At 74.9% G+C, this 14,474-nt stretch carries 9 protein-coding genes; 5 read left to right on the top strand and 4 right to left on the bottom strand.

Annotated elements, in window-relative coordinates:
• Positions 1–63 precede the first annotated feature (63 nt).
• A complete protein-coding gene (locus ACGFI7_RS26365) occupies positions 64–2,850 on the top strand; it encodes a hypothetical protein (RefSeq protein ID WP_393409236.1) in 2,787 nt (928 codons plus the stop codon).
• Positions 2,851–2,853: 3 nt separating this feature from the next.
• Here the strand turns inward: ACGFI7_RS26365 and ACGFI7_RS26360 are convergent, their stop codons facing one another.
• Positions 2,854–3,855 (bottom strand): magnesium and cobalt transport protein CorA, encoded by a 1,002-nt coding sequence (locus tag ACGFI7_RS26360; RefSeq protein ID WP_393409235.1) that lies wholly within the window; start codon positions 3,853–3,855, stop codon positions 2,854–2,856.
• Positions 3,856–3,985: 130 nt separating this feature from the next.
• On the opposite strand from ACGFI7_RS26360, the gene ACGFI7_RS26355 reads away from it, so the two are divergent.
• Positions 3,986–7,219, top strand: coding sequence for an AAA family ATPase (locus ACGFI7_RS26355; protein ID WP_393409234.1), 3,234 nt, complete (start codon positions 3,986–3,988; stop codon positions 7,217–7,219).
• Positions 7,220–7,424: 205 nt separating this feature from the next.
• On the opposite strand, the gene ACGFI7_RS26350 is transcribed toward ACGFI7_RS26355, so the two are convergent.
• The 3 genes from ACGFI7_RS26350 to ACGFI7_RS26340 form a co-directional block, all read right to left on the bottom strand.
• Complete coding sequence (locus tag ACGFI7_RS26350; protein WP_393409233.1) at positions 7,425–7,862, bottom strand: hypothetical protein; 438 nt, start codon at positions 7,860–7,862, stop codon at positions 7,425–7,427.
• A 5-nt stretch (positions 7,863–7,867) separates the two neighbouring features.
• Positions 7,868–8,476 carry an RNA polymerase sigma factor gene (locus tag ACGFI7_RS26345; RefSeq protein ID WP_393409231.1) on the bottom strand — a complete coding sequence of 203 codons (609 nt, stop codon included), beginning with the start codon at positions 8,474–8,476 and terminating at the stop codon, positions 7,868–7,870.
• A 71-nt stretch (positions 8,477–8,547) separates the two neighbouring features.
• On the bottom strand, positions 8,548–9,891 hold the full coding sequence (locus tag ACGFI7_RS26340; protein WP_393409229.1) for a S8/S53 family peptidase: 1,344 nt from the start codon (positions 9,889–9,891) through the stop codon (positions 8,548–8,550).
• Between the two features lie 146 nt (positions 9,892–10,037).
• Here ACGFI7_RS26340 and ACGFI7_RS26335 point away from each other — a divergent pair, with 146 nt between their 5' ends.
• The 3 genes from ACGFI7_RS26335 (at position 10,038) to ACGFI7_RS26325 (ending at position 14,463) form a co-directional block, all read left to right on the top strand.
• Entirely contained in the window at positions 10,038–12,620 is a 2,583-nt protein-coding gene (locus tag ACGFI7_RS26335; RefSeq protein ID WP_393409228.1) for a CHAT domain-containing protein, read from the top strand.
• 117 nt (positions 12,621–12,737) lie between these two features.
• Positions 12,738–13,628 (top strand): hypothetical protein, encoded by an 891-nt coding sequence (locus tag ACGFI7_RS26330; RefSeq protein WP_393409226.1) that lies wholly within the window; start codon positions 12,738–12,740, stop codon positions 13,626–13,628.
• A gap of 241 nt (positions 13,629–13,869) precedes the next feature.
• Positions 13,870–14,463 carry an ATP/GTP-binding protein gene (locus ACGFI7_RS26325; RefSeq protein WP_393409224.1) on the top strand — a complete coding sequence of 198 codons (594 nt, stop codon included), beginning with the start codon at positions 13,870–13,872 and terminating at the stop codon, positions 14,461–14,463.
• Positions 14,464–14,474: the final 11 nt, after the last annotated feature.

The following is a 14,474-nucleotide window of genomic DNA, read 5'->3' as shown; positions in this document are numbered from 1 at the left end:
CGTCCCGGCGCGTCGTGTGCCAGGGGCGTCCCCTGCGCGGGTGTGATCAGGCGGAGGTGCCAGGTGAACCCGTGGCGTGAGGTCGTCGACCGCATCGAGGACGGCACCGTCGAGGAGCTGGTGACGTTCCTGCGCTCGCTCAACGACCTCGGCAGGCGGGCCGTCGCGGTCCACCTGCCCTCCTACGTCGCCGGCGCGCGGCGCGAGGGCGTGGAGGGCCGCTGGTGGCTGCAGGACCGGGCCGCCCGGCTGCGCGCCGCCGGGGCCGCGTGCCTGAGCGGGGCGGCGCAGGTCGCCGACTGGCTCGACCGGCGGGACCTGCGCCAGGTGCCCGACCCGCAGACCGACGCCGCCCGCGTGATGTCCCTGCTCTCCCACCGCACCGACGAATGGCGCGCCGACCTCGCGGGGCGCCTGGTGGAGGGGCTGCGGCCGGTGCGGGGCCGCGGGTTCGACGAGCGGGTGCCCAACTGGACGCTCGCCGCCGCGCTGGTGGAGGCCACGGGCGTCGAGCCGCCCGACAACGACGCGTTCGCCGAGGGGTGGGCGTGGCGGCTGGCGACCGCGACCTGGATGGGGCAGGACGTGCCGCCGCTGCTCGACGTCGTGGCGCCCCGCCTGTTCCGGGCGGCCGGGGTGGCCGCCGCGCTCAACTGGAGCGAGGCCCGCAACCACGGCGTCTCCGCGGCGGCCCGCCTGGCCGGTCTGGCCGCCGACGGGCTGGTCAAACGGGAGCTGTTCCTGGACGGCTGCGCCGGCCGCTTCATGGCCGGGGGCGGGCCCGAGGAGGTCGCGCCGTTCGTGACGCTCTGGAGCAGTCTGGCCGTGGACGTCACGGAGATCCCGGTGCTCGACTTCGTCCGCCTGCTGTCGTCGGCGTCCCCGGCGCTGGCGGGGCTGCTGGCGGGGGAGCTGCGCCGGGCCGACGAGGCCGGGCTCATGGACGACGAGCTGTTCGGCGAGGCGGTCCGGGCGCTGGCCTTCCGCCCGGAGAAGAAGCAGGTCGCCGCGGCCCTGTCGTGGATCGGCGAGCGCGCCACGCCCTCCCGCGTGCCCGCCGCCCTGCACGCCCTGGCCACCGTGTTCACCGAACCCTCCCCGGCACTCCGCGACCGCGCGGCCCGCCTGACCATCACCCTCACCCACCGCACCACGGCCCTTGGCAGCCCCCGCGCCCAGGGCCGCGCAGCGACCCACGGTCCCTCGGAGTCCCGTGCGGCGGGGCGGGCTGTGATCGTGGGGTCGGAGATGGGCGAGGCGGTGGAGGCCGTACGGGAGGCCGCCGCGCATCTTCCTGAGCCGTGGCGCGAACGGCTGGGCGCCGTGATCGGCCCGATCCCGGTTCACGAGGAGCCCGAGCCGGCTCCGCCCGTGCTGGTCCCCACGGTCCTCGCCCCGCTGCCGCCGCCCATCACGACCCCCGCCGAGCTCGTCGGCGAGCTGGGCGGCCTGCACTGGCGGATGGAGCTCCAGCAGGGCGAACGCATCCTGGCAGCCCTCGTCACCCTGGCCCACCAGGACCGGGAGGCCCTGGCGGAGGCCCTGCGGCCGTGGCACCGGACGGTGACCGACAGCCGGCCCCACCTGCTGGTGGGAGGCGAGCAGGACCTCTACCACCTGCTGGCCCGGTGCGCGCTGGCCGTCGTGGCGCCCGGCGAGAACCGGGTGACGGACGACTCCATCGCCTACGCCACCCGGTGGACCTGCCAGCACCCGCTCCAGCGGTTCCTGGCCCGCCGGCTGAACGAGGTGATGGAGCTGCTGCGGGCGGGCGGAGACATGCCCGTGCTGCTGGCCACCCCCACCGAGCCCACCGGCCACGTCGACCCCGTGACGCTGCTGGACCGCATGGAGTTGCTGGGTGACGCCGAGCCGCTCGCATCCGACTTCCACCAGGCCCTGCTGCGCCTGCCGCGACAGCTTGTCCGACCTGCCCATGCCGTCGAGCGCGTTCGTCAGGGTGCCGCCGGCCAGGAGCTCGACCCCGCGCTCGCCGGACGCGCCGACCGGCTCGGGTCCGCGGCGGCGCGGACGCTGGCGGGCTGGCTGCGCCGGGGCGGCCTGCCCGACCCCGCCGTGACCTGTCTCGTGCGTACCGAGGCCGACCCGTACCGCGCCGCCCGCGTCGAGGTGGACGGCCGCATCACGGCCCCTGCGGAGGTCCCGCCGCCGATCGCCGCGCTGTGGACCTCGTACGAGGCGTCCCGTTACCTGTCGTACCCGCACACCATGGAGTGGTGGCCGGCGCTCATGCCGTCGCACCGCGAAGTCACCGCCGCCCATATGGCCCGCTTCATCCCGAACGGCGTCACCCGTCGCGACAGGACCATGGAGATCGTGGCGGCCCTCGCACACGGCGACGGGCCCACCGGCGACGCCCTCGCGATGGTCGTCACGCTCGGCCTCGCCCACCACCTGGCCGAACAGCGCGGCCCCGCCGTCGAGGCGGTCATCACCCTGACCGCCCAGGGCGATCCGCCCGCCGCCGCGATCGGCAGGGTCGCCGGGCGGCTCCTCCGCGCGGGCGCGATCAAGCTCGGCCCCCTCACCCAGTCGCTGGAGCACGCCACCAGCGCCGGCGCGTACACCGCGGTCTGGGCCATCCTCGCCGAGGTCGTACCAGCGCTGCTGCCCGCACCGGGCGAGCGACCCCGCGCCGGCCTGGCCGGCCTGCTGGCGGTCGCGGCCGAAACGGCGGCGTACGCACGGACAGCCGGGCAGACGGTCCTGGCCGAGGTCGCCGGGTGGGCCGGCGCGGACCTGTTGGCCGAGCTGGCGGCCCGCAAGGGAGGCAGCAGGGTCGTGGAGGAGGCACGCCGGCTCCTGGACCAGGTCCGTACTCCCGGCTGAGGCTCAGAGCCAGCCGCTCCTGCGGAGCAGCCGGAAGACGACGACCACCGCGACGGCCATGACGCCCAGCACCAGCGGGTAGCCCAGCTGCCAGTGCAGCTCGGGCATGTGGTCGAAGTTCATCCCGTAGATGCCGGCGATCATGGTCGGCACGGCGATCAGCGCCGCCCACGAGGAGATCTTGCGCATGTCGGCGTTCTGCTGCATGGCGACCTGGTTCTGCTCGCGGGTCACCAGCGCCAGGTGGGCGTTCAGGGCGCTGGTGAGCAGCTCGTTGTGCTCGTCGATCCGGGTGTCCACGCGCAGCAGGTGGTCCAGCACGTCGCGGAACTGCTCCCGCATGCCCGCGCACAGCTCCACGCGGCCCTTGACGATCTCGTCGAGCACCGGCACCAGCGGGTCCTGCGCGGTGCGGAACTCCAGCACCTCCCGCTTGAGCGAGTAGATGTCGGCGGTCACGTCGGCCAGCTCGCCCCCGAAGACCCGGTGCTCCAGGGCGGTCAGGTCGGCTTCGATCTCGTGGGAGATGCGCCAGTACGTGTCGACGACGTCGTCGCAGATGGCGTAGAACACCCCGGCCGGGCCGGCGTCCAGCAGGGCGGGGTCGGCCTCCAGACGGCGGCGCACCCCGCCCAGCGGGGAGGCCTGGCCGTGGCGGACGCTGATCACGAAGTCGTCGCCCAGGAACAGGTTGATCTCGCCGACCTCGATATCCGAGGTCTCGTCGACGTACAGCAGCGGCTTGAGCACCACGAACAGGGTGTCGTCGTACCGTTCGAGCTTGGGCCGCTGATGGGCGTGGATCGCGTCCTCCACCGCCAGCGGGTCGAGCTTCACCTCGCTGGTGATCAGGTCGAACTCCTCCTGCGTGGGCTCGTGCAGGCCGATCCACAGGAAGCAGTCACCCCTGGCCCTGGCGCGGGCGAAAGCGTCGCTGATGTCGCCGCCGATGGTCTCGCGCACGCCGCCGCGGTAGATCGCCTTGTCCACAATCACATCCGGCATTCTCGCCCATGCGGCGGTCCCGGTGACCTGCGGCGCCCGCACGGAGGTGGCCGTTGAAACCACTGGTGATTCAAAGGTGTATCAAATCCGCTCGTGCCGCCTCTGGGAAAGGCGAGGGAGGGAGAAGGCCATGTTCGTCGGGAGGGAGGCGGAGCTCGCGGTGCTACGAGCCGAGCTGCGCCTGGCGGCGGCCGGGCCGGCGCGCAGGGTGGTGATCGAAGGGCCGGAGGGGATCGGCAAGACGGCCCTGATCCGCCAGGCGCTCGCCGACGCACCCGGGGTGGGGATCATGGGTGTGAACGGCGACGCGGGCGAACGGCACCTCAGGTACGGCATGATCAGCCGGTTGCTGCCAGGGCTGGTGGCAGACGACCCGTGGACCGCGGGCCGGGCCGTGTGCGAGGCGATCGATCGCGCGCAGGCGGCCGGGCCCGTGGTCGTGCTGGTGGACGACGCGCAGTGGGCCGACCGGCCGTCGCTGCGCGCGCTCTGCTATGCCGTGCGGCGCCTGGATGGGGAACGGGTGCTGGTGCTGACGGCCTGTCGCGACGTCGACGATCCGTGGCTGCCGACCGGGCTGCGGCGGCTGCTCACTGACGACGTCGCGGGCCGGATCTCCCTCCAGGGGCTGTCGGTCGCGGAACTGGCCAGGTTGCCCGTACGGGCGCCTGAGGGCGTGACCGGGCCCGGGGGACGGCCGCGGGGGAGCTCGGGACATCCGAGCGAGGCGGCCGGCACGAGGCGGCGGCTCCCGGGGGGCGAGGGGAGCGCGGAGCCGCCGCCTCGGGGGGTGACCGGACGCGCCGAGCCAGGTGAGCGAACCCTCAGGGCGCTGGACCCAGCGCGTACGGATCTGCCGCCCGGCGAGGCGCTGCCCGAACGGACGGGGACGAGCCAGGCAGGGATGAGCCCGGGGGCAGGGCAGGCAGGGGCGCTGCCCGCGGGGTCGCTGCCGCCGAAGGCCATGCCTGCGAGGGCCATCCCTACGGGGCCGATGTCGCCGGAGATGTCGCCGGAGATGTCGCCGGGGATGTCGCCGGGGGCGATGCCGGAGGACGGGCTGTCGGAGAGGGCGGCGGCGCGGCTCAGGGCGCACACGCTGGGCAACCCGTTGCACGCCCGCGCGATGCTCGCCGCCCTTCCGGCGTCCACGCTTGCGGATCCGGGCGCACGGCTGCCCGCTCCCGTCACGTACGCCCGCACGTTCACCCGGCGGCTGCGGTCCTGCGGGCCGCCCGCCCGGGCGCTCATCGCGGCGTGCGCGGTGCTGGGGGAGGGCTGCACCCTGTACGAGGCCGCCATGGTGGCCCGGGCGATGACCGGCACAGCGGCGAGGGCTGGAGCCGACCACCACCGGGAGCCGGACCGTAAGAAGCCGGCTCGTCAGAGGGCGGGCCGTCAGAAGACGGGCCGTCACGAGCCGGACCGTCAGGAGTCGGGTGGTCAGAAGACGTGCCACCCCGACGCGGGCCACCCCGACGCGGGCCATCCCGATGCCGGCCACCACGAGCCGGGCCACCACGAGCCCGGCCCTTACGGGGCGCGTAGTCGGGGATCCGGTCGCCGTGGGTTCGGTCACCATGGGGACCTCGACGGGTTCGGCGGGGTCGGGCGGGATGGCGGGGCGGCGCCCGAGCTGGACGCGCTGGAGGAGGCCGTGGCCGCCGGGGTGCTGGCCGAGGGGCCGGGGCGGGTGATCCGGTTCCGGGATCCGCTCGGCCGGGCCGCCGCCTACGACGCACTCGGCGCGGGGACCCGGGCGCGCCTGCACCTGGCCGCCGCCCGGATCACCGACGACACTGGCACCGAGCTGCGCCATCGGGCCGCCGCGGCGGCGGGCCCCGACGAGGGGCTGGCCGAGGAGCTGGCCTGGTACGCGGCCAAGGAGGCGCAGCACGGGCTGTGGGAGGAGGCCGCGGCCCACCTGGAGCTCGCCGCCGACCTGACGCGCGCCGCCGGGCGGCGCGACGAGCTGCGCACCGCGGCCCTGGAACATGTGCTGGTGAGCGGCGACGTGGTGCGCGCCGCCCAGCTGGCCGCCCTGCCGAACTCCGACCCGCGCCCGGTGCGCCGTTACGTGCTCGGCAGGCTCGCCCTGGCCGAGGGCCGCCTGGAGGACGCCGGCCGGCTGCTGGAGGAGGCGTGGTCGCACCGGGAGTCGGCGTTCGCGGCCGACGTGGCCGAGCGGCTCGCCTGGCTGCGCCTGCTCGGCGACGACAAGCTGGAGGCGGCCCGCTGGGCGCGGGTGGCGCTCGCCCAGCCGATCCAGAGTCCCGCCGCGCGCCCGTACGACGTGCTGGCCCTGGCCGGCGAGACGTCACCGCGGGCGCCCGCCGTGAGCCTGGCCGAGGCGGTGCGGCTGCTGCGCGAGGACGCCGTCGGCCGGGCCCGCGAGGTGCTCGGCCGGACCGCGGAGGAGCTGGCCAGGGCCGGGCTGCCCTGCCATCGGCTGCTCGCGGTCGCCCTGCTGGCCGTGGCCGAGTACCGCGACGGGCGCTGGGACGACGCCGTCGAGCGGGCGGAGCGGGCCGTCGCCGAGGCCGCGGGGCTGGGGCAGCGGTGGTTGCTGCCGTGCCTGCGGGTGGTGTGCGTGGCGCCGCTGGCCGCTCAGGGCGAGCACGAGCGGGCGCTGGCGCACGTCGCGGCGGCGCGGGACGAGGCCAGGCGGCAGCGCAGCGTGCTCGGCCGGACGCAGGCGGATCTGGCGATGGCGGTGCTCGGCGCCGGGGCGGTGCCACCGGCCGCGGGCGACGCGTTCGTGCCCGACCCGCGCCCGCAGCTCATCGAGACGCTGGTCGCCGAGGGAGCGCTGGAGGAGGCCGGGGCCGTGCTCGACGGGCTGGCCGACACCGGCGACGGGCCCCGGGCCCGTGCCCAGCGGGCCAGGCTGGACGGTCTGGTGCTGGCCGGCCGGAACGCTCCGGCCGCGGCCGAGGAACGCTTCATCGCCGCACTGGAATGGGCGGGCGGCGGGAGGTCGGCCATGGAGGAGGCGCGTGCCCTGCTCGACCTGGGCCGGCTGCTGCGCCGTACCGGAAGGAGACGGGCGGCGGCGGAGCGGCTGCAGGCCGCGCGAGCGGTCTTCGCGGACCTGGGCGCCCGGCCCATGGTGGCGCGGTGCGCGCAGGAGCTGGAGGCGTGCGGGCTGGAGCCGGCGGTGACGGCCCGGCTGGGGCTGACACCGCAGGAGTTCTGCACCGCGACGCTGGTGGCCGACGGGCTGACCAACCGGCAGATCGCCCGCCAGCTGCTCATCAGCGTCAAGACCGTCGAATACCACCTGGGGAAGATCTACACCAAGCTCGGCATCGGCTCCAGGGTGGCGCTGGCCGCCAAACTGGCCGCCTACGGGGAAAGCCCATGATCACGTACGAGCCTCCCGGATGATGACCGGGCCGCGCCGGAGGAGGGGACCGGCGCGGCCCGCCACGAGCGGCGTGGCGGCGGGAACGGCGATGTTCAACCAAGGGTCCTGGCGGCATCGCCGGGAACGTCCGCCACGCACGGCCGGGTGCGCGCCCCGCGCACCCGGCCATTCACGTATCCGCCGGGCCGACGGCCCGGAGCGGTCAGACGCGGATCCAGGAGGTGACCACCGGGCCGCCCGCGTGCGGGACCACCCGCAGCCGGAGCGGCCCGGGGGTCAGGGCGTCGGCGGTGAAGCGTCCCAGCTCGTCGGAGCGGACCCGCTGCTCGCCGTCGCGGCGCTGCACCCGGATGTCGGTCTCCTCCGCCGGGAGCAGCCGCCCCACCAGGCGCGGCCCCGACACCTCCACCTCCAGCTCCACCTCCGCCGTGCGGAACGTGAGGAGCCGGGGCGCGCCGGGCCCGCGGACCCGCGTCGCCTCCCGCTCGTCCCACGAGTCGAAGGCGAGCAGCGCCAGCTCGGCGTCGAGAGTGCGCAGGGTGAACGCCTGCATGGCGTCCTCCAGCAGCTCCGGCGGCACAGGGTCGAGCAGGTTCGCGACCGCGCGCAGCTCGTTCTCCAGAACGAAGTCGTCATCCATGTCGTTCACCCGGTACCCCCGGCTCGTCCGCGTCGTTCCACCAGCACGCCGAGCCGCTTCAGGCAGCGTCCCCGCATGGGGCCGACGCTGCCCACCGCGATGCCCAGGCCGGTGGCGACCTCCTGATAGGTGGGCCTCGGCGAGGCGACGAGGACGCGCAGCAGGAGCCGGCAGCGTTCCGACAGCTCCTGGAAGGCCGCCCAGACCTGCTGCGCCCGCTCGGCCTCCGCGATCTCCTCCTCGGCCTCCAGCACCAGCAGCTCGGGCGAGCGCTCGTCCACGTCGAACCCGATCAGCGCGATGTCGCTGACCGGGACGGCCCGGCCGCTGGTGCGGATCACGCGCAGTGCCTCGTTCCTGGCCGTGGCGGCCAGCCACGCGCCCGCGCGTTCGGGGTCGCGGATCCTGGTGAGATTCTCCGCGAAGCGGAACCAGGTGGTCTGCGCGACGTCCTGGGCGTCGGCCGCGACCGGCAGGTAGCCGCGGGCGACCGCCCACACCAGGCCGCTGAAGCGCTGGTAGAGCTCCCTCCAGGCGTCGGCGTCGCCGTCGGCGGCTGCTTTGACGAGGGCTGAGGTCTCATCCAGCGCGGTGTCGTCCACGGTGTCGTCCACGGTCCTTTTCAGTCCTGGGGCAGAAAGCTCATGATATTTCGTGAGCCGCTCCAGGACAGGAGAACGTCCCGTCACCGCAGGTAACCGCTGAGATCCGGTACGGACAGCCGACCGGCCACGAGCTGTGCCGCCGCCTGCCGCGACGAGATGCCGGCCTCGGACATCCGGGCCGCGATCAGCCCGGCCACAATCGGCGTGGCGAAGGACGTGCCGCTCCACTGCGCCAGCCCGGTGAACGCGGCGCTGTCGCCCGCCTTCATCGGCCCGACACAGGTGCAGCCGGAGTAGAGCGGGGGCTCGGCGTGGCGGCAGGTCGTGCAGTGCGGGTAGCCGTAGGTGTACTGGCCGGAGGCGAACGCGTTGACCAGCCGCTCGCCCGGCGCGTACACCGTCACCCAGTCGCCGTGGTTGCTGAAACACGCCCTGCCCTGGCCGTCCTCGCGCAGCGCGCCCACCGACACGACCAGGTCGCCGGTGGCGTTCACCGGCTCACCGGCGTACGCGGCGGGCCAGAACGGGTCGGTGCCGCCGTCGTTGCCCGCCGCCGCCACCAGCACCGTCTCCGGGTGCAGCGTCAGCTCCGCCATGAAGTCGGCCAAGCCGAGCAGCGCCGCCGCGTCGCGGGTCCTGGTGCCGGCCGACAGCGACAGGATGTCGGGCCAGCCGTGCGCGGCCAGCGTGTCGCGGATGGCCAGGCCCAGCTCGTCCTCGGGCACCGCGCCCGCGTACGGGAACGTCCGGAACACCTGGACGTCCGCGGCCGGGGCGGTGCAGCGCAGCACTCCGGCGATGAACGTGCCGTGCCCGGTGTACGGGCCGATCACGTGACCCGTCACCTCGTCGGTGACGTCACCGCCGACGGCCGGGATGGCGGGGTCGCCCGAGCCCGCGGCCAGCCACGCGTGGTCGAGATAGCCGGGCACCAGCCCGGTGTCGAGCACCGTCACCCGCACCCCGGCGCCGGCGTCGCGGGCGGCGCGCGCCGGGCGCAGCGGCCCGGAGGCGGGCACCGGCTCGTCGCCGGGGCACAGGTTCACCCCCGCCACCGTGACCAGGTGGACCGGCGTGGCGCGCACCCGCCGCCCGGAGAGCGTGTCGGCGACCAGCCGCGCGCCGCGCTCGCCCACGTTCAGGCGGCGCACCGACACTCGGCCCGCGTCGCGTTCCGGCGGCCACACCACCCGCGGGTCGGTCTCGCCCGGCACCAGGTCCATGACCATGTTCGCGGCGCGGTCCAGATCCTGGGCGGGGACCAGCACGTGCCCGTCGAGCTCGGCGTACGCGGGCGTCACCGAGGAGCCGGGCGCGGCCCCCTCGGGCCCGGCCACCGCGCGCACGCCGTCGGGCAGGGCGGCGTTCACCATCTCCAGCTGCGCCCAGAAGCGGGCGTCGCCACCCGGATCCGGTGTCGTCATCGTCGGTTCCTTTCCGGCAGCCGTCTCGGTCGGGGGAAGACTCAGCCCATCGGGCCGTCGAGCAGGTTCCCATGGGTTATGAGCTCCCGGGCCGCCACCTGATACATCGCTTGGACGCGGGCGCGGGCCGGCTCTACGATCGAGGCGTGTCTGGGGCCCGCGAACCCGGCGATCCGCACGACGTGCTCGCCATGGTGTTCGCACGCCCGAAGGAGGCGCTGCAGGCGGCCAGGGCCATCCTCGCGGGCGGGCGCGGCCCGTACGACTCCTCGATCGCCCGGCAGGCGATCGGCATCCTGCACCGCGAGTTCGGCGACCTCGAGGCCGCGATCGGCGAGTTGCGGCAGGCGGTGCGGCTGGCCCGGCGGTCCGGCTCGCCCGACCGGGAGGCCGACGTGCTCGCCACCCTGGGCATCGCGCTCGTGCACCGCGGGCGGACCCGTTCCGGGCTGTCGGCGCTCGACTCGGCCGCCGGCCGGGCCACCGGCACCACCCGCGCCCGCGTGCTGTTCCGGCGGGCCGGCGCCCGCTGGATCCTCGGCCGCCACCGCGAGGCGCTCGACGACCTGAAGGCGGCCGCACCCGCGCTGCTCCGGGCCGGCGACACCGTGTGGGCGGCGCGGGCGCTCAGCCTCCGCGGCCACGTGCAGCTCGCGCTGGGCGGCGTGCAGGCCGCCGACGCCGACTTCGGCACCGCGCAGCGCATGTTCGCCACCACCAGGCAGGAGCACGACTCGGTCGTCGCCATCCAGAACCGGGGCGTCGCCGCCTCCGTGGCCGGCGACCTGCCCACCGCGCTCGCCCTGCTGGACGAGGCCGACGAGGGGTTCCGGCGGCTCGGCACGCCGATGCCCGACCTGGTCGCCGACCGGTGCGCGGTCCTGCTGGCCGCCGGGCTCGCCCGCGAGGCGCTGGAGCAGGCCGACGCCGGGCTGCGGCTGATCGCCCGGCTGCGCGGCCAGGCCACCCGGCGGGCCGAGCTGCTGCTCCTCGCCGCCAGGGCCGCGCTGCTGGCCGCCGACCCGGCCACCGCCCGCGAGCGGGCCGCCGAGGCGCGTGCCCTGTTCGCCGGGCAGCGGCGCGCCTGGTGGGCCGAGCACGCCCGGCTGATCCTCGTGCAGGCCGGCCTCGCCGAGGGGGCCACGCCCCGGCTGCTCGGCGACGCCCGCCGCCTCGCCGGCCGGCTGGCCGAGCTGGGCTCGCCCGACGCCTGGCAGGCCCACCTGCTGGCCGGCCGCGCCGCGCTGGAGCTGGGCCGGGCCGCCGTCGCCGACCGCCACCTGGCCGCCGCCGCGCGTGCCCGACACCACGGCCCCGCCACCGCGCGGGCGGGCGGCTGGCTGGCCGAGGCGCTGCGGGCGGAGGCGGCAGGGCAGCCGCGCCGGCTGCTGCACGCCTGCCGGGCCGGGCTGGCGCTGATCGAGGAACACCGGCTCACGTTCGGCTCCTCGGAGCTGCGGGCGCTCGTCTCCGCCCAGGGCGTCGAGCTGGTCAAGCTCGCGCTGCGCCACCTGCACCGCGCCGGGCGCAGCCGCGAGCTGCTCGGCTGGACCGAACGCTGGCGGGCCACCGCGCTCGCCGTGCCGCCCATGCCGCCGTCCGACGACCCGGAGCTGCTCGGCCGGCTCGCCGCGCTGCGCCGCCTCGACCAACTACTGGCCGGCGCCCACTCCGGGGGCGGCGCCTCCGCCGCGCGTCTCGAACGCGAGCGCGCCGCGCTGGAAGCCCGCGTACGGGCCGAGACGCTGCGCCTGCGCGGGCCCGGCGGGCAGGAGGAGAACGGCTTCGACTGCCGCCGGGTGCTGGAGAGCCTCGGCCCCGGCGGGCGGCTGGCCGAGCTGGTGCTCATCGACGGCGTCCTGCACGTGCTGCTGTGCGGCGACGGCCGGGTACGCCGGTACGCCGTCGGGCCGGTCGGCCGGGCGGTCGCCGAGACGGAGTTCGCCCGCTCCCGGCTGCGCCGCCTCGCCTACGAGCCGCAGACCGACCCGGGCGAGCTGGCCGCGCTGGGGCGGCGGCTGGAGGAGGCCGTGCTCGGCCCGGTCGCCGACCGGCTGGCCGGCGGTCCGTGCGTGGTGGTGCCGCCCAGCGTGCTGCACGCCGCGCCGTGGGGGCTGCTGCCGTCGCTGCGGCGCACGGCCTTCAGCGTCGCGCCCTCCGCCGCCGCCTGGCTGCGCGCCCGCGCGTCCACGCCGCCCGACGGCGGCCGCGTCGTGCTCGTCGGCGGCCCCGACGTGCCCAACGCCAAGGCCGAGGTACGCGCCATCGAGGAGCTGTACGAGACCCGGGACCTCACCGTGCTCGACGAGGGGGCGGCGACCGCGCAGGCGGTGCTGTCGGCCATCGACGGGTGCCGGCTCGCCCACCTGGCGGCGCACGGCACGTTCCGCGCCGACAGCCCGATGTTCTCGGCCCTCCACCTCGACGACGGCCGGCTCACCGGCTACGACCTCGAACGCCTGCGCCGCGCCCCCTACCGGCTCGTCCTGTCCAGCTGCGACTCCGCCCAGATGGCCGCCGTCGGCGCGGACGAGCTGCTCGGCCTGGCCACCGCGCTGCTCCGGCTCGGCACCGCCGGCATCGTGGCCAGCGTGCTGCCGGTCAACGACGTGAGCGCCGTCCCGCTTATGGTCAGGCTGCACGCCGGTCTCAGCAGCGGGCTCGACCTCGCCGAGGCGCTGCGCCGGGCGAGGGGCGACGACGTCTCGTTCATCGCGATCGGGGCCTGACAGCCAGGTTGCTGTACCTTGATCCGATGATGGTGATCATGTGACAATTCGCTACACAGCGATATCTGCGGGTATATGGGGGTAATCGCCGATGATCCGCATGCCGGCCGAGCGGCCATGAGGCTGCCCGGCGAGCTGGACGAGGCGTTCGAGCTCGGCCGGACGTGCGCGCTGGCGGCCGAGTGTGACAGAGATTTACGGCGCTGCGCCCAGATGTACGGCGGGTTGTTCCCGGGGGCGGCATTCGGGCCGGAGCTCTACTCGGCGCTCTCCCTGACGAGCGCGTTCGGCGCGCCGTGGGCCACCGCCGACCGGCTCAAGGTCGTCAACCGCGCCGCCCTGTGGGTGCGCGCCCTGGACCGGCTCGTCGACCACACCGCCACCACCCGCGAGCAGGTCGGCCGGTTGATCCGCGACTGCCTGGCGGTCGCCGACGGCGCCGCGCCCCGGGCGGCCGTCACCCGCTTCCTGGCCGACCTGCGGGACGAGCTGGCCACCGTCAAGGAGTTCGCCGACCTGCACTGGCTCTGGCGCGAGCAGCTCGGCAGGACCCTGGCGGGGATGGCCAGGGCGTGGGAGTGGCGCGACACCGCGGCCGACGTCTCGCTCGACCACTACGTCGGCAACGCCGACAGCCGCGGCAGCTGCTTCGTCGACCTGTCCCACCTCATCTACGCCGGCGACCCCTGGGCCAAGGAGCACCTGGAGGAGCTGCGCTCGGTCAGCGAGCAGGTGCAGCGCTACCTGCACCTGCTCGGCGACATCGCCTCGTACCGCAGGGACCTCAGCTGGGGCGGGCTCAACGTGCTGCTGCTGGGGGTGGCCAGGGCCGAGGTGAACGACGCCATGGCCGGTCTCGCCCGCGACGCGGGCGAGCTGATCCGCGGGATGCGGGAGAGCAGTCCGCGTACGGCCACCTATCTGTGGCGACAAGTCGGCTTTACGGCTGGTTATCACAATATTTCGGGCCATCTCCCGCCAGAAGTGGTGAAGCGCTTCGAGTCCTGACAAACAGGTTTACTCGCTTGGGAGAAGTAGGCCACCTAAAGAGGCTGTAGGCGACATAGGTGACATATTGATTTCTGGGAGCCATAGGCGCTTGAGTGAGGTTTGTGGCATTGCTAAGGTGACTCGTTGCCAGGCAGATGGAACTCCCTGACTCACCTTGACAGACGCCGTTGACGCGGCGCTCCCGGGGCGAGGCGTGCGGGCGCGGCAGAGCCGCGGAAGGACGTACAGGCGGTGCTGGATGGACTTCGGGCGTTCTGATCACTGGCGGATGCCCATCCCGATCAAGATCTTGATCGCCGGCGGCTTCGGCGCTGGCAAGACCACCATGGTCGGCGCGGTGTCGGAGACCAGGACCGTGCGCACCGAGGAGATGCTCACCCACGCCGGCGCCGGCGTCGACGACCTGACCGGGGTGGAGGCCAAACCCACCACCACCGTCGCGATGGACTTCGGCCGCATCACCATCGGCGGCGACTACACGCTCTACCTGTTCGGCACCCCCGGCCAGGAACGCTTCGTCTTCGTCTGGGACGAGCTGGCGCTGGGCGCGCTCGGCGCCGTCGTGCTCGCCGACACCAGGCGCCTGGCCGACAGCTTCCCCGCCATCGACTACTTCGAGAAGCGCGGCCAGCCGTTCGTCGTGGCCCTGAACTGCTTCGACGGCGCCCGCCCCTTCACCATCGGCGAGGTCCGCCAGGCGCTCGGCCTGGACCCGGGAGTGCCGATCGTGCGCTGCGACGCCCGCCGCCGCGAGTCCGGCAGGGACGTCCTCGTCACGCTCGTCGAGCACGCGATGCGCATGGGAGCATCCCCCGTCGGCACGATGGCATGAACATCTCATGA

This window comes from Nonomuraea sp. NPDC048826 (assembly GCF_043198225.1).
Taxonomy (GTDB): domain Bacteria; phylum Actinomycetota; class Actinomycetes; order Streptosporangiales; family Streptosporangiaceae; genus Nonomuraea.
Note: the sequence above shows the minus strand (reverse complement) of the source record. Positions and strands in the feature narration are given on the sequence as shown.